Below are 15,730 nucleotides of genomic sequence, written 5' to 3' on the forward strand. Positions count from 1 at the left end.
GGGACATCAGTCCCGGGCCCGGCCCTTTGGTATCCCACGGTGATCGCGGCGGCGACCTCGGTGCCGTTCGTCTCCGCCAGGCTGCCGCCTTCACCGTGGGGATGTTGTCGGCTGCCGCAGCCGTGGTCCCCGCTCGCTCACCCCCGGCTGGGGTTCAGCCGGGGGTGAGCGGGAGAGATGTCAGGCTTCGGCCCTGCGGAGGCGGAAGGTGAGACCGAGCGGGTCGTCCGTGAACGGGTCGCCGTAGGAGTCGTCCGCCTCGCCCGAGGCGAAGTCCGTGGCGAGAACCTCGTCCGAGACCAGGGCGGAGTGGTCCGTGAGGGCCTTACGGACCTCCTCGTCCGTGGACTGCCAGCGCAGGGCGATCCGGTCCGCCACGTCCAGGCCGCTGTTCTTGCGCGCCTCCTGGATCAGCCGGATCGCGTCACGGGCCAGGCCTGCCCGGCGCAGCTCCGGGGTGATCTCCAGGTCGAGGGCGACGGTCGCACCCGAGTCCGAGGCCACCGACCAGCCTTCGCGCGGGGTCTCGGTGATGATCACCTCGTCCGGTGACAGGGGCACCGTCTCGCCGTCGACCTCCACCGAGGCCGTGCCCTCGCGGAGCGCCAGCGACAGCGCGGCGGCGTCCGCCCCGGCGATCGCCTGGGCGACGGCCTGAACGCCCTTGCCGAAGCGTTTGCCCAGCGCACGGAAGTTGGCCTTGGCCGTGGTGTCCACCAGGGATCCGCCGACCTCGGAGAGGGAGGCGAGCTCGCTGACGTTCAACTCCTCGGCGATCTGGGCGCGCAGCTCCTCACCCAGGGACTCGAAGCCGGCCGCGGCGACCAGGGCGCGCGACAGCGGCTGGCGGGTCTTCACGCCCGACTCGGCGCGCGTCGCCCGTCCGAGCTCCACCAGGCGGCGCACCAGCACCATCCGGGAGGACAGCGCGGGGTCGATCAGAGCGGTGTCGGCCTGGGGCCAGGACGCCAGATGCACCGACTCCGGGGCGTCCGGGGCGACCGGGACCACCAGGTCCTGCCACACCCGCTCGGTGACGAAGGGGACGATCGGCGCCATCAGACGGGTGACCGTCTCGATCGATTCGTGCAGGGTGCGGAGCGCGGCCCGGTCGCCCTGCCAGAAGCGGCGGCGGGAGCGGCGCACGTACCAGTTGGACAGGTCGTCCACGAAGGCCGACAGCAGCTTGCCGGCGCGCTGGGTGTCGTAGCTCTCCATGGCCTGGGTGACCTGGTCGGTGAGGGCGTTGAGCTCGCTCAGGAGCCAGCGGTCCAGCAGCGGGCGGTCGGCCGGGGCCGGGTCCCACGAGCTCGGCGCCCAGCCGGACGTCCGGGCGTACAGGGCCTGGAAGGCAACCGTGTTCCAGTACGTGAGGAGGGTCTTGCGGACGACCTCCTGGATCGTGCCGTGGCCCACCCGGCGGGCCGACCACGGCGAGCCGCCGGCCGCCATGAACCAGCGCACCGCGTCGGCGCCGTGCTCGTCCATGAGCGGGATCGGCTGGAGGATGTTGCCCAGGTGCTTGGACATCTTGCGGCCGTCCTCGGCGAGGATGTGGCCGAGACAGACCACGTTCTCGTAGGACGACTTGTCGAAGACCAGCGTGCCGACGGCCATCAGCGTGTAGAACCAGCCACGGGTCTGGTCGATGGCCTCCGAGATGAACTGCGCCGGATAGCGCTTCTCGAAGACGTCCTTGTTGCGGTACGGATAGCCCCACTGTGCGAAGGGCATCGAGCCCGAGTCGTACCAGGCGTCGATCACTTCCGGGACGCGGACCGCCTCGAGCGAGCAGCCCTCGGCGGTGCAGCTGAACGTGATCTCGTCGATGTACGGGCGGTGGGGGTCGAGGCCCGACTGGTCGGTGCCCGTGAGCTCGGAGAGCTCGGCGAGGGAGCCGACACAGGTGAGGTGGCCCTCCTCGCAGCGCCAGACCGGAAGCGGTGTGCCCCAGTAGCGGTTGCGGGACAGCGCCCAGTCGATGTTGTTGTTCAGCCAGTCCCCGAAGCGGCCGTGCTTGACCGAGTCCGGGTACCAGTTGGTGTTCTCGTTCTCCCGCAGCAGCGCGTCCTTGATCGCGGTGGTGCGGATGTACCAGGACGGCTGGGCGTAGTAGAGGAGCGCCGTGTGGCAGCGCCAGCAGTGCGGGTAGCTGTGTTCGTACGGGACGTGCCGGAACAGTAGGTCCCGCTCGCCGAGGTCCTTGACCAGCGCCTCGTCGGCCTTCTTGAAGAACTGGCCGCCGACGAGCGGCACGTTCTCCTCGAAGGTGCCGTCCGGGCGGACCGGGTTCACGACCGGCAGACCGTACGCCCGGCACACCTTGAGGTCGTCCTCACCGAAGGCCGGGGACTGGTGGACCAGGCCGGTGCCGTCTTCCGTCGTCACATAGTCGGCATTGACGATGAAATGGGCGTCCTCGATGGGGACCAGGGAGAACGGGCGGTCGTAGGCCCATCGCTCCATCTCGGTGCCGGTGAAGGTCCGCCCGGTGGCCTCCCACCCTTCGCCCAGCGCCTTTTCCAGCAGCGGCTGCGCGACGACCAGCTGCTCCTCGCCGTTCGTCGCGACGACGTAGGTCACATCCGGGTGGGCGGCGACCGCGGTGTTCGAGACCAGCGTCCACGGGGTCGTCGTCCAGACCAGCAGCGCCGCCTCGCCCGCCAGCGGGCCGGAGGTCAGCGGGAAGCGGACGTAGACGGAGGGGTCGACGACCGTCTCGTATCCCTGCGCCAGCTCGTGGTCGGACAGACCGGTGCCGCAGCGCGGGCACCAGGGGGCGACCCGGTGGTCCTGGACCAGCAGGCCCTTGGTGAAGATCTCCTTCAGCGACCACCAGACCGATTCGACGTACTCCGGGTCCATGGTGCGATAGGCGTCGTCCAGGTCGACCCAGTAGCCCATGCGCGTGGTGAGCTCGGCGAAGGCGTCGGTGTGCCGGGTCACCGACTCGCGGCACTTGGCGTTGAAGGGGGCGATGCCGTAGGCCTCGATGTCCTTCTTGCCGTTGAAGCCGAGCTCTTTCTCGACGGCCAGTTCGACGGGCAGACCATGGCAGTCCCAGCCCGCCTTGCGGCCGACGTGGTAGCCCTGCATGGTCCGGAAGCGGGGGAAGACGTCCTTGAAGACGCGTGCCTCGATGTGGTGGGCGCCGGGCATGCCGTTCGCGGTCGGCGGGCCCTCGTAGAAGACCCACTCGGGCCGGCCGGCGGACTGCTCGAGACTACGGGCGAAGATCTTGTTCTCGCGCCAGAAGTCGAGCACGGCGTGCTCGAGGGCGGGCAGGTCGACCTGGGCGGGCACCTGGCGGTACTGCGGCGGCGTCATCGGGAGTCTCTTCCTCCGGCGGACATGTCGGTTCCGTCGGAGGGACGAGAGCACGGCTCCCGCGGTACCACCCTCCTTGGCCGCGGGCAGTGCCCTCGGCCCCCTCATTGGGGTCACGACGCCGGGTCTACTCGCTCGGGGAGCTTTCTTCCGGCGGCTCCGGGGTGATCTTCACGTCGCGCTCGCCTCCGGGCTCGCACCGTCCCCGGATCGCTCATGGCCGCGTACGGCGCTACTCGTCCCCTTCCACGCCTTTCGCTGCGCCCAGTGTACGGGGCCTCGCCGAGCCGGGCCGACCGCATTTCCCGGTCCGGTGCATGACCCGGATGGGGCATCCGCGGGGTCGCGGAGTTCGGGCCGCCCGGAGGGTCCGCGCCGGGACAGGTGATTACCGGGCGGGGAGCGGGGCACAACGCTGTCAAGCTTGCCCTGCCGACTGGTGAGGCAGGCGCTGTGCCCCCTCCGAGGCCCCGGCCAGGCGGCGTGCCCCGTTGCCGCGGGCCTGGAGTCGATTTATCGTCCCAGCACCGATGCGCGTGCAAGATCACAATATGTGAAGGGGCCGCGGCCATGGTGGCGAAGAAAACCGCCGTGAAGAAGACGGCGTCCGCCAGATCCGCTGGTGCGGCGCCCAGGAATTCACCGCCGAAGAAGAGCACCGTGAAAAAGAGCACCGTGAAGAAGACCGCGGCCACGACGGAGAAGACGGCCGGAACGGCCAAGAAGTCCGCCACGAAGAAGAGCACGGCCGCGTCGGCGAAGTCGGCTCCGCCCAGGAAGTCGGCGGCCAAGAAGGCCCCGGCGAAGAAGCCCGTGGCCGAGAAGGCCCGGGTGAAGGAGTCCGTGGCCGAGAAGGTCCCGACGAAGAAGTCCGCGGCCGGAAAGGTCCAGGAATCCGCGGCCGGAAACACCACGATGAAGGGGGCCGCGGCCGGGAAGACCCCCGCCACGAAGGCTCCGGCGAAGAAGTCGGCCGCCGAGCAGGCGCCACCCAGGAAGGCCGCCGAGGGAAAGGCCGCGGCCAAGAACAGCACGGCCCGCACGACCAAGGCCAGGAAGGCCGTACCGGCGAAGAAGGCTGTGAAGGCGGCGACCGCCGCCCGGAAGCCCGCTGACACGACGGGAGCCCATACGGTGGTTGCGAAGAAGACTCCAGGCGGGGCCTCGGCCGCCAAGAAGGTCGCGGCCGCCGCCGCGACCGCGGTTCCCAAGGCCCGCGTCGGCGCGGCCGGACCCGAGGAGCTCGCCGTACGGCCCGGCGAGGAGCCCTGGTCCGCCGACGAGGTGGCCGAGGCCCGCGCGGAGCTGCAGAACGAGGCGCTCCGGCTGGGCGCGGAGATCATCGCCTCGGAGGAGGCGATCACGGGTCTGATGCGCGACTCCGGTGACGGTGCGGGCGACGACCAGGCCGATGCGGGCACCAAGAACATCACCCGCGAGCACGAGCTGGCTCTCGCGGCCAACGCCCGCGAGATGCTGGAGCAGACCGAGCGGGCGCTCGAGCGGCTGGACGCCGGCACGTACGGGCTCTGCGAGTCCTGCGGGAATCCGATCGGCAAGGCGCGGATGCAGGCCTTCCCCCGAGCCACCCTGTGCGTGGAGTGCAAGCAGAGGCAGGAGCGGCACTGAACTCACGGGTGTGCCGTACCCTCGTCCTCAGTCGACTCAGGCGGGGCCCGGACCCGCTCGCGGACGGATGCTGAGGACTCAGGTGGCAGAGGCGGAGCGGACCATCGGTACTCCAGGTTGTGACGAGCCGGAGCAGGCCGAGCGGTCCACGCCCAGGGGGAAGCGGCGGGTCGCGGTACTGCTGGCGGTCGCCGCGATCGCCTATGCCCTCGATCTGTTCAGCAAGATGATCGTGGTCGCGGAGCTGGAGCACCACGAACCGATCGAGATCCTGGGCGATGTGCTCAAGCTGGAGGCGGTGCGGAACCCCGGGGCCGCCTTCGGCCTCGGCCAGGCCCTGACCATCGTCTTCACCATCATCGCGGCGACGGTGATCGTGGTGATCGCGAGGATCGCCCGCAAGCTGTACAGCGTCCCGTGGGCCATCGCGCTCGGACTGCTGCTCGGTGGCGCGTTCGGCAACCTCACGGACCGGATTTTCCGGTCGCCGGGGGTCTTCCAAGGCGCCGTGGTGGACTTCATCGCCCCGGCGCACTTCGCGGTCTTCAATCTCGCCGACTCCGCGATCGTCTGCGGCGGCGTCCTCATCGTGATCCTCTCCTTCCGCGGTCTGGACCCGGACGGCACGGTCCACAAGGACTGACGACAGATCCACAGCGACCGGCGACAGGTCCACGAGCGGCCGGCGACGAGGACTGGCGTACGGGCCGACGGTCACGGTCCGGCATACTCGACGGGGTGAGCACCCTTCCCGAGATCCGCACGCTGCCCGTACCCGACGGCCTGGAGGGCGAGCGCGTCGACGCCGCGATCGCCCGTATGTTCGGCTTTTCCCGGACCAAGGCCGCCGAGCTCGCCGCGTCCGGGAAGGTCCAGATCGACGGCAGCACCGCCGGCAAGTCCGACCGGGTGAGCGGCGGCGCCTGGCTCGAGGTGGAGATGCCCCAGGCCGCTCCGCCGGTGCAGATCGTGGCCGAACCCGTCGAGGGCATGGAGATCGTCCACGACGACGACGACATCGTCGTGATCATGAAGCCCGTGGGCGTCGCCGCCCACCCCAGCCCCGGCTGGAGCGGCACGACCGTCATCGGCGGACTGGCCGCCGCCGGCTATCGGATCTCCACCTCCGGCGCCGCCGAGCGCCAGGGCATCGTGCACCGTCTCGACGTGGGCACCTCCGGCCTCATGGTCGTCGCGAAGTCCGAGCGCGCGTACAGCCTGCTCAAGCAGCAGTTCCGGGACCGTACGGTCGACAAGCGCTACCATGCGCTCGTCCAGGGCCACCCCGACCCGCTGAGCGGCACCATCGACGCCCCGATCGGCCGCCATCCGAACCACGACTACAAGTGGGCCGTGACCGCCGACGGCAAGCCGAGCGTCACGCACTACGACCTCATCGAGGCGTTCCGCGCCGCCAGCCTGCTCGACATCAAGCTGGAGACCGGCCGCACCCACCAGATCCGGGTGCACATGGCCGCCCACCGCCACCCCTGCGTCGGCGACCTGACCTACGGCGCGGACCCCACCCTCGCCAAGCGGCTCACGGTCACCCGTCAGTGGCTGCACGCGGTCAGGCTCGGTTTCGAGCACCCGGCGGACGGCCGCTGGGTCGAGTACGAGAGCGTCTACCCGGACGACCTCCGGCGCGCCCTCGACACCGTCCGCGCGGAGAGCGCGTGACCGAGAGCGCGGCCGTGACGGCGGGGCCGTACAGGGAGCTGTGAGGCCGGAGCTGTGAGGCCGGCAGCCGCGAGACCCGGAATTGGCCGGTCATGGCACGCTTGAGGGGCTGACCCACCGACCCCGAGCACCGGAGCCGCAGACCGTGGACCAGTTGGCCCTGCTGTTCGTCCTGCTGCTCGGAGCCGTGGTCACGGTCCCCGTCGGCGACCGGCTGGGACTGCCGGCGCCCGTGCTGATGACGCTGGGCGGTGTCGTCCTCGCCCTGCTGCCGTTCGTCCCGAATGTCGACATCCCGCCCGCGTACATCCTGCCGCTCGTCCTTCCGCCGGTGCTCTACGCGTCCGTGCAGCGCACCTCCTGGCGGCAGTTCGCGGCGAACAAACGGGCGATCTTCCTGCTCGCCGTCGCGCTGGTCTTCGTCACCACCGCGGCCGTCGCCGCGGTTGCGCACGCCGTCGTCCCCGGGCTGCCGATCGCGGCCGCCGTCGTCCTCGGCGCGCTCGTCGCCCCGCCCGACCCCGTCGCCGCGACCGCTGTCGCCGGTTCGCTCGGACTGCCCCGGCGCATGGTCTCCATCCTTGAGGGCGAGGGGCTGTTCAACGACGTCACCGCGATCGTGATCTACCACGTGGCCCTGGCCGCCGCCATCAGCGGCACCTTCTCCGTACCGCGGGCGGCCGGGGCCCTGGTCCTGTCCGCGGTCGTCGCGGTGGCGGTCGGATTCGCCCTCGGCTGGGCCGCCAACAAGCTGATCGGGCTGCTCGGCGACCACACCCTGCAGATCGGGCTCACCCTGCTCGTGCCCTTCGTGTCCTACGTTCTGGCGGAGGAGTTCGGGGGCAGCGGGGTGCTCGCCGTGCTCACCACCGCCCTCTTCCTCGCCGAGTACGCCGTCGACGCCGACGACGTCCTGGGACGGCTCGCGGGCAACACCTTCTGGAGCGTCGTCGACACCCTCGTCACCGGCGTCGCCTTCGGTCTCATCGGTCTCGAACTCCACCACCTCTTCGGCACCGTCTCCGGGCGCTGGGGCCAGCTGCTGGGCGCGAGCGCCGCCGTCGTGGGCGTCGTGGTCGCCGTCCGGCTGCTGTGGCTGCTGCCGGCCGCCCGGATCGCCCGGAGAATGCACCGGCGGGGCGACATCGCGGAGGACATCCCGATGACCTGGCGGGAGACCGTCGTCATGTGGTGGGCGGGCATGCGCGGTGTCGCGTCGGTCGCCCTGGCCCTCGCGATCCCCCTGACCATCGACGGCGGTCGGCCCTTCCCCGCCCGCGAGGAAATCCTCTTCATCGCGTTCGCCGTGGTCCTCGCCACGCTGGTGCTCCAGGGCCTGACCCTGCCGTGGCTGGTCAAACGGCTCGACGTCCGCGCCGACACCGACGCCGAGCGGGAGCACGAGCGGCAGCTGGCGCTGCGCGTCGCCAAGGCCGCGAAACGGCGGCTGCGGGAGATCGAGCAGGTCGAGGACGTTCCGGAAGAGCTGTCCGAGCAGCTGCTCCGCCGGGCGTACGAGATCGGGATCCGGATCTCGCCGGACATCGTCGACGACGAGCGGCGGGAGACACAGCACAAGCGGATGGCGCGCCTCCGGCGGGTGCAGCGGATCCAGGCCGAGATGCTCTCGGCAGCCCGCCATGAGGTACTGGCGGCCCGCAGCGAGCCGGGGGCCGACCCGGAGGTGGTCGACCGGGTGCTGCATCAGCTCGATGTACGGAGCCTGCGCGGCGCCCCCGCCGTAGGATCGGACTGATCTCCTGATCTCCTGGTATCCCGAGCGAGGGGAGCCGCGCCCATGTCGCGCACGGTGGTCATCAGTGGTGGCGGTACGGGCATCGGGCTCGCCACCGCCAGAGCGTTCGCCCGGGACGGGGACCAGGTGGTGCTCATCGGGCGGCGGGCCGAGGTCCTCGACAAGGCCGCGGCCGAGGTGCCCGGCGCCGTGGCCTGCCCGGCCGATCTGACCGACCCGCAGCAGACGCGCCGCGCCGCCGGGTTCGTCTGCGAGCGGTTCGGCGCCGTGGACGTGCTCGTCAACAACGCCGGCGGCAACGGCGGACTGGAGCCCCTGGTGGCCGTCGGCGATCCGCTGGAGGCGGTCGCACACGACTGGACGGTCATCTTCCGCCTGAATGTGCACACCGCGGTGCTGCTCACCGAGGCGCTCCGCGACCATCTGGCGTCACCCGGCGGCCGGGTGCTCTTCGTGAGCTCCATCGCCGCCCTCCGTGGCTCGGGCTCCCACCCGTACGCCTCCGCCAAGGCGGCTCTGCACCCGTATGCCTATGCCCTCGCCCGCGATCTGGGGCCCCGCGGCGTCACGGTGAACGTCGTCGCCCCCGGCTACACCGAGGAGACCGGCTTCTTCGGCGGGCGCCTGCCCGACGCCCGGCACGACGCCCGGGTGGCCGAGACCCTCGACGGGCGGGCGGGGACCCCCGGGGATGTCGCGGAGACCCTGCACTGGCTCGCCTCCCACGCGGCCGCGCACATCACCGCGCAGGTCATCCAGGTCAACGGTGGCGCCGAGCGTGGCCGTTAGGCCCGGAACTCTCCAGCACTCTGCTCTGCGGTCCGGCGTCCTCGGGCGGCAGCACCGCCGGCGCCGTCGCGACCCGCGGCAGCGCGTACGGGTGCTTGTCACACAGCCAGGCGACGACCCTCTCCCGGACCTCGCAGCGCACGGTCCACACCGCGTCGGCGTCCCGGGCCGTGACCAGGGCGCGTACCACCATCGTGCTGGGGGTGGTGTCGGTGACCGCCACGCCCCACTCGCGCCCGTCCCAGGCCGCACAGTCCTGCACGATCTCGTGCACCTTCTCCCGTATCGCCTCCACCGGAGCCGAGTGGTCGAGGTGGAAGAAGACCGTGCCGGTCATCTGCGGGCCGCCGCGTGACCAGTTCTCGAACGGCTGGCTGGTGAAGTACGACACGGGCATGGTGAACCGGCGCTCGTCCCAGGTCTTCACGGTCAGGAAGGTGAGCGTGATCTCCTCGACCGTGCCCCACTCCTCGTCCACCACGACGGTGTCGCCGATGCGCACCATGTCACCGAAGGCGATCTGCAGACCGGCGAAGAGATTGCCGAGCGTGGACTGGGCGGCGATACCGGCGACGATGCCGAGCAGACCGGCCGAGGCCAGCATCGAGGTGCCGACCGTACGCATCGCCGGGAACGTCAGCAGCATCGCGGCGGCCGCCACGACCCCGACGATCGCGGTCACCACCCGCTGGATCAGCGTCACCTGGGTCCGTACCCGGCGGACCCGCGCCGGGTCCCGGGTCGAGGTCGCATAGCGGGAGTACGACGACTCCACGATCGCCGTGGCGATCCGGACCACCAGCCACGCCGTCGCCCCGATCAGCACCAGGGTGAGCACCTGCCCGGTCGCCTTGTCGTGGTCGGCCGTGAGATGCGCCTGGTCGTACGAGCCGCGCAGCAGCGCCGCGCAGAGCACGAACTGCAGGGGGACCCGGCAGCGGCGCAGCAGGTCCCACAGGGGCGTCTCCGGGTGGCGGGCGTCGGTCCGGCGCAGGCCGTGGTCGACGAGCCAGCCGATGACGAGGGTGATGGTGATCGAGCCACCGATCACGAAGAGGGGACGTAGCACGTCCTCCATGGACACCTCAGCTCCTTTCAGTGCTTCTGGCTGTCCGCGTACCCACGACCGTAGCTGGCACGATGTGAGAAGTGCGATACACCGAGACCTGAGGGAAACCTGTGCCGTCCTCCACCACGATTGTCCTGTTCCACTCGGCCTACGGGCTGCGTCCGGCCGTACGGGAGGCCGCCGAGCGGCTGCGCGCGGCCGGTCATGAGGTCCATGTGCCGGACCTGTACGAGGGACGTACGGCCGAGACGTTCGAGGAAGGCATGGAGATCAGGGACGAGATCGGCAACGACGAGTTGCTGCGGCGGGCCGTCACCGCCGCCGCCCCGCTCTCGGACCGGGGGCTGGTCTACGCCGGCCTGTCGCTGGGCGGCTCCATCGCCCAGAACCTCGCCCTCGCGGACGAGAAGGCCCGTGGTCTGCTCCTGCTCCACGGCACCTCGGACATCGCCGACGACGTCACGGCGGACGAGCTGCCGGTGCAGCTGCACGTCGCGGCCCCGGACCCCTTCGAGCCGGACGACTGGCTGAACGCCTGGTACCTGCGGATGCGGCGGGCCGGGGCGGACGTGGAGGTCTACCGCTATCCGGGAGCCGGGCACATCTTCACCGACCCGGAGCTGCCGGACTACGACGCGGAGGCGGCGGAGGCGGCCTGGCCGGTGGCCCTCGCCTTCCTCGACGAGCTCTGACCGGCGCCGAACACCCGTTCTTTCCGGCCACGCTTCTTCTCCGGCGGTTCTCCTTCCGTCCCACGGGACATGCCCTGCCGCACCATACGTGCGGCAGGGCATGTCCCGTCGGCGGCTACCGCGCTCAGCTGGCTCGGTAGGCGTACCAGTACTGGGTCATCCGCTCCACCTGGCCCGGGGTGAACTGGGTCATGCAGGAGTCGTACGTGTAGTCCATGAAGTTCTTGATCGGGTCGAGGCCCTCGGCCGCGCAGGTGTCACGGCCGACCGGGCACTCGAACGCCGGGCTCTCCTCCGCGGTGGTGTCCGCGACGTAGTCGTTCGGCTCGGAACAGCCGTCCTGGAAGGTGTGGTAGAGCCCCATCCAGTGGCCGACCTCGTGGGTGGCCGTGTCACCCTCGTTGTAGTTGGCCGCCGAGCCGCCCGGCAGCGACGCGTCGAGGATCACCACGCCGTCCATCTTCGGGTCGTCCGGGTACCACTCGGGGAAGGTCGCCCAGCCGAGGAGGCCGCCGCCGAGGTCGGCGCTGTAGATGTTGAGCGCGCTCGAACCGCCCTTGCGGAGCTTGGTCTTCATGGCCCGCTCACCGGCACCGTCCGGCTCCAGTCCGTTGTACCACTCCGCGCTGTCGGTGTAGTCGGTCCTCACCAGCTTGAACCTGAACTGGCTGGCGGAGTTGCCGTCGCCCTTGCCCGCGTACGCCGCGTTCAGGACATCGATCTGGCCCTTGACGTCGGTGGCGGTGAGCTTGCCCTTGCTGCCGTCGTGGACGACGTGGAAGTAGACCGGGATCGTGGTGGCCGTGGCGGTCCTCGCCCGGGCGGACGTCCGCAGCTCTCCGACTCTTCGCCGCAGCTCCTTGTCCATGGCCTTCGCCTCGGACTCGCTGATCTCGTTCGGCTCGTGTGCGCCGTGCTGCCCGTGTTCGCTGCCCGGGTGCGCCTCCCGCGCCGCGGCGCCCGCCGCACTGTCCTCGGCACACTTCTCGGCCGTGGTCCGGGCCGGTTCCCCGGCCGAGCTCGTGGCTCCCGCGGTGGCGGACAGCGGGGTGAAGGCCAGGGCACCGGCCAGCAGGGCGGTGCCGATGAAGCGCTTGCGAAGACGCGGGGATATTCGGGCCGTTGTGCGCATCTGGGCTCCTCGCGGACACGGTGGCAGGTGGGATTTCCGCCTGCCGTGCCGGGAGAGTACGAGGCGGTATCAGATCTTCAGCAGATCCGAACTGGCCCAATCAACAGGTCAGGGCAATTGGGGCGTTGGGGAGAGATCTGCCGACACAGTCCGCACTTTGAGATACGTCGGTAACGCCCGAGGTGGCGGGGGTGAGTGGTGTGTCCCGATACGGGCTCCGGAACACACCACTCCCAGCGACCGTTCCCAGCCGCCGTATACGGCCCGGATCTGGCCGGAAATCGACCGTCAGCCTACGGGTGCGTCCGCCCGCTCGATCTTCTGTGTGCCGGACCGGGTCCGGTACGAACGCGTCCACGCGGCGGTGGCGCCGCGGTCGGTCCTGTCGGAGACCACGTAGTAGTCCATCTGTGTGCGCTCGGCGGTGACATCGAGGACGCCGTAGCCGTGCGAATCCATGTCCACCCACTTCACATGGCGGTTGGCGGCCTTGATCGCCGTGACAGCGCCCAGGGACAGGGTGTGCGGGGCGACCTGCAGGAGGTCGTCGAAATTGTCCGATGTCACGGAGGTGACCACGAACTCCGTCGCCGCGGAGGCGGAGAGAGGGTAGGTGGCGGCCTTCACCGGTACGTCGTTGGCCCACGCCATATGGATGTCCCCGGTGAGGAAGACCGTGTTGGCGATCGACTGTTCGCGCAGATGGGCGAGCAGTTCTCGCCGGTCGTCGGTGTAGCCGTCCCACTGGTCGACGTTGACGGCCAGCCCCTCCTTGGGCAGGCCCAGCAGCTCGGCGAGCGGCCCCAGCAGATGGGCCGGCAGCGAGCCGAAGGCGACCGGGGAGATCATCACCGAGGTGCCGACGAGCTTCCAGGACGCGTCGGACGACGCCAGACCCGCCTTCAGCCAGTCGAGTTGGGCGCGGCCCGTGATCGTACGGTCGGGGTCGTCCACGCCGCCGTTGCCGATCGTCGACTGCTGGGAGCGGAAGGACCGGAGGTCGAGCAGATGGAGATCGGCGAGCTTGCCGAAGCGCAGCCGCCGGTACGTGGTGCCGGCGGTCGAGGTCCGCACCGGCATCCATTCGAAGTACGCCTGCTTGGCCGCCGCCACGCGCTGGGCCCACTCGCCCTCGCTGCCCGGAGTGTGGTTCTGCGCGCCGCCGGACCAGGTGTCGTTGGCGAACTCGTGGTCGTCCCAGATGGCGACGACCGGGTGGGTGGAGTGCAGCGACTGGAGGTCGGGGTCCGTCTTGTAGGTGCCGTGGCGGCCGCGGTAGTCGGCGAGGGTGGTGATCTCGTGCTCGGGGGAGTGCGGGCGGACGACGTCCTTCTGTGCCGGGTACTGGCCGGCGCCGTACTCGTAGATGTAGTCACCGAGGTGGAGCACCGCGTCGAGGTCCCGACGGGCGGCGAGATGGCGGTAGGGGGAGAACCAGCCGGCCTCCCAGTTGGCGCAGGAGACCACGCCGAACCGGGGGGCGTGCGCCGTATCGTCGTGCGCCGCGGTGGTGCGGGTGCGGCCGACGGGGGACCGCACCCCGTCGACGGTGAAGCGGAAGAAGTAGACGGTGGCCGGGCGCAGTCCGCGTACATCCGCCTTGACGGTGTGGTCGGAGGACGCCTTCGCGGTCGTGGTGCCCGTCGCCACGACCGTGCTGAACGCCTGGTCCTCGGCGACCTGCCAGCCCACCGCGACATCGGGGCCTTTGCCCGAGCCGGGTACGGCGTCCGGGGCGGGCGTCACTCGGGTCCACAGGAGTACGCCGTCGGGCAGCGGATCACCGGAGGCGACACCGTGCAGGAACGCGGGGGCCGCCTCGGCCGCCAGCGCGCGGGGCGCGGTGGCGAGCGGCAGGAGAGCGGCGGAAACGGCCGCGGCCTTGACGACCGTACGGCGGGAGGTGGTCTCTGGGAGAAGATCGGTCACGGCCGACCAGATTACTGGCAGGTAAGGCGAACGGGCGGGCGAATAACGGAAGTTCGCCCGCCCGTCGGCCCCGAGTCGCTACTTCTTCTCGTTGAGCATCTTCTCGACCGCCGAGTCGAACTGCTGGGGAAGCATCGGCGGGTTCTTGCCGTCCACGGTCAGCTTGTCACCGTTGAACTTGAAACTCGGGGTGCCGGTCACGTCCTTCGCCGCCGTGAAACGGTCGTTCATCGCCAGCGCCCACTTGTCGTAGGTGCCCTTGTTCACAGCCTTCTCGAAGGTCTTGTTGCCCTTGAGTTCCTTGACCTGCTGCGCGACCTCGATCAGCTTTGCGTCCGCGGAGAACGCGTCGTCGGTCTCCTCCGGGTGGTTCTTCTCCGAGTACAGCGCCTTCTTGTACTCCAGGAAGGCCTCCGGGCTCACGTTCAGCGCGGCACCCAGCGCGCTCAGGGCGTTCTTCGAGCCCGAGCCACTGATCTGCGGCTGGTCGTCGAGGAAGGTGCCCATGGTGAACTGCAGCTTGTAGGTGCCGTTCTCCATGCCCTTGAGCAGCGTCTCGCCGGTGCTCTGCTCGAAACTGGCACAGACCGGGCAGCGCATGTCCTCGTACACCTCGAGGGTGTTCTTGGCGTCCTTCTTGCCGATGACGACGGTGGTGCCCTTGTCGCCCGTGGAGTGGGCGGGCTTCGCGAACGGCTGCTTCTTCGCGGCGGCCAGCCAGTCCTTGTTGTTCACCTTGGTGTCGCTGCCGCTGTTCATGTTGCTGACGGCCACGCCGACGCCCGCGGCTATCGCGAGGACGCCGACGATCGAACCGCCGACGACCAGCTGCCGGCGGATCTTGTCCCGCTTCTCCTGGCGCGCGCGCTCGGCGCGCATCCGCTCGCGTGCCGCCTGCTTGTTGGCCTGGCTGTTGCGGTTGCTCATGATGGTCTTCCTGCTCCGTGGTCGGTGTGCGTGCCGGGACTGCTCCGCTGGGAAGGCTCAGAGAGCCACGGAGCACGGCGGTCCGCGCCGTTCGACGGAGTGGGCGAGCATCGGGTGCGTACGGGCCGTGGCCACACGTCGTACCGGCCGGCGCCCGCCGCACGGCGGTTCGGCGGCCGTGGTGACCGAGGCGGCCGCGATCATCAGGGGGCGGAAGGTGAGGGCGGCGACGGCGCGCACCAGCCGGCCGAGCGCCGCCTCGCCGCGCCGCAGCCATGCCGCCGCGGCGAGACCGACCGCGACATGCGCGGCCAGCAGCAGCCAGGGGGTGGCCGGGCCGGTCGAGGCCAGGCCGGCAGCGTGGTCGGGCCCCGTCATCCGGGCCAGCGGAGTACCGAAGTCGCCCCCACCGCACAGCAGGTCCACTCCGACCGAGCGCAGCGGACCCGCGACCGGTCCGCCTGCCCGCCCGTAACAGGCGTGCTGGCCGGTGGTGAACACCGTGTCCGCGGCCAGTTCCAGCGGTACGAGCAGGGCGGCGATGGCTCCGAAGCCGCGCTCGCGGCCGGCCAGTGCGTAGGCGATCAGATACACACCGGCACAGAGCGCGGCGACGGTGGTCACCGGCAGCGGGACGCCCGACAGCAGCACATGCGAAGCGGCGGACAGCGTCACGCAGAGCGCTGTGAACAGCGCCGCGCGCAGTGCCCGCAGTCGTGCCCCTGATATGTCCATCGCCGGAGAGTGTGCCATGGGTGCGGGTAAGGGGTGACTAAAAGCCCGGCCGCAGGCCTTGACCG

12 protein-coding genes are annotated in these 15,730 nt (G+C 70.3%); 6 read left to right on the plus strand and 6 right to left on the minus strand.

Features of this window, described 5'->3' with window-relative positions; genetic code table 11:
- Nucleotides 1–180: 180 nt before the first annotated feature.
- Nucleotides 181–3,327, minus strand: coding sequence for an isoleucine--tRNA ligase (ileS, locus tag ACTWQE_RS23125; protein ID WP_443330947.1), 3,147 nt, complete (start codon nt 3,325–3,327; stop codon nt 181–183).
- 660 nt (nt 3,328–3,987) lie between these two features.
- On the opposite strand from ileS, the gene ACTWQE_RS23130 reads away from it, so the two are divergent.
- The 5 genes from ACTWQE_RS23130 to ACTWQE_RS23150 all read left to right on the plus strand — a co-directional run bounded on the left by ACTWQE_RS23130 (nt 3,988) and on the right by ACTWQE_RS23150 (nt 9,181).
- A complete protein-coding gene (locus ACTWQE_RS23130) occupies nt 3,988–4,956 on the plus strand; it encodes a TraR/DksA C4-type zinc finger protein (protein WP_443330948.1) in 969 nt (322 codons plus the stop codon).
- Between the two features lie 82 nt (nt 4,957–5,038).
- Nucleotides 5,039–5,599: a signal peptidase II gene (gene lspA, locus ACTWQE_RS23135; protein ID WP_443330949.1), complete on the plus strand. Its 561-nt coding sequence runs from the start codon at nt 5,039–5,041 to the stop codon at nt 5,597–5,599.
- A gap of 95 nt (nt 5,600–5,694) precedes the next feature.
- Entirely contained in the window at nt 5,695–6,636 is a 942-nt protein-coding gene (locus ACTWQE_RS23140; protein ID WP_443330950.1) for an RluA family pseudouridine synthase, read from the plus strand.
- A gap of 145 nt (nt 6,637–6,781) precedes the next feature.
- Nucleotides 6,782–8,392 carry a Na+/H+ antiporter gene (locus tag ACTWQE_RS23145; RefSeq protein WP_443330951.1) on the plus strand — a complete coding sequence of 537 codons (1,611 nt, stop codon included), beginning with the start codon at nt 6,782–6,784 and terminating at the stop codon, nt 8,390–8,392.
- A 42-nt stretch (nt 8,393–8,434) separates the two neighbouring features.
- Nucleotides 8,435–9,181: an SDR family NAD(P)-dependent oxidoreductase gene (locus ACTWQE_RS23150; RefSeq protein WP_443330952.1), complete on the plus strand. Its 747-nt coding sequence runs from the start codon at nt 8,435–8,437 to the stop codon at nt 9,179–9,181.
- Here the strand turns inward: ACTWQE_RS23150 and ACTWQE_RS23155 are convergent.
- Nucleotides 9,153–10,259 (minus strand): mechanosensitive ion channel family protein, encoded by a 1,107-nt coding sequence (locus tag ACTWQE_RS23155; RefSeq protein WP_443330977.1) that lies wholly within the window; start codon nt 10,257–10,259, stop codon nt 9,153–9,155. The two genes, ACTWQE_RS23150 and ACTWQE_RS23155, sit on opposite strands and share 29 nt — an antisense overlap.
- 101 nt (nt 10,260–10,360) lie before the next feature.
- Here ACTWQE_RS23155 and ACTWQE_RS23160 point away from each other — a divergent pair, with 101 nt between their 5' ends.
- Entirely contained in the window at nt 10,361–10,942 is a 582-nt protein-coding gene (locus tag ACTWQE_RS23160; RefSeq protein WP_443330953.1) for a dienelactone hydrolase family protein, read from the plus strand.
- 124 nt (nt 10,943–11,066) lie between these two features.
- On the opposite strand, the gene ACTWQE_RS23165 is transcribed toward ACTWQE_RS23160, so the two are convergent.
- The 4 genes from ACTWQE_RS23165 to ACTWQE_RS23180 all read right to left on the minus strand — a co-directional run bounded on the left by ACTWQE_RS23165 (nt 11,067) and on the right by ACTWQE_RS23180 (nt 15,665).
- Nucleotides 11,067–12,074 carry a zinc metalloprotease gene (locus tag ACTWQE_RS23165; protein ID WP_443330954.1) on the minus strand — a complete coding sequence of 336 codons (1,008 nt, stop codon included), beginning with the start codon at nt 12,072–12,074 and terminating at the stop codon, nt 11,067–11,069.
- A 288-nt stretch (nt 12,075–12,362) separates the two neighbouring features.
- Nucleotides 12,363–14,003 carry an alkaline phosphatase D family protein gene (locus ACTWQE_RS23170; protein WP_443330955.1) on the minus strand — a complete coding sequence of 547 codons (1,641 nt, stop codon included), beginning with the start codon at nt 14,001–14,003 and terminating at the stop codon, nt 12,363–12,365.
- A 78-nt stretch (nt 14,004–14,081) separates the two neighbouring features.
- Nucleotides 14,082–14,930, minus strand: a complete 849-nt coding sequence (locus tag ACTWQE_RS23175) for a thioredoxin domain-containing protein (RefSeq protein ID WP_443330956.1) — start codon at nt 14,928–14,930, stop codon at nt 14,082–14,084.
- A 57-nt stretch (nt 14,931–14,987) separates the two neighbouring features.
- Nucleotides 14,988–15,665, minus strand: coding sequence for a hypothetical protein (locus tag ACTWQE_RS23180; protein WP_443330957.1), 678 nt, complete (start codon nt 15,663–15,665; stop codon nt 14,988–14,990).
- Nucleotides 15,666–15,730: the final 65 nt, after the last annotated feature.

The organism is Streptomyces sp. 8N706 (genome assembly GCF_052245415.1).
Classification (GTDB): Bacteria; Actinomycetota; Actinomycetes; order Streptomycetales; family Streptomycetaceae; genus Streptomyces.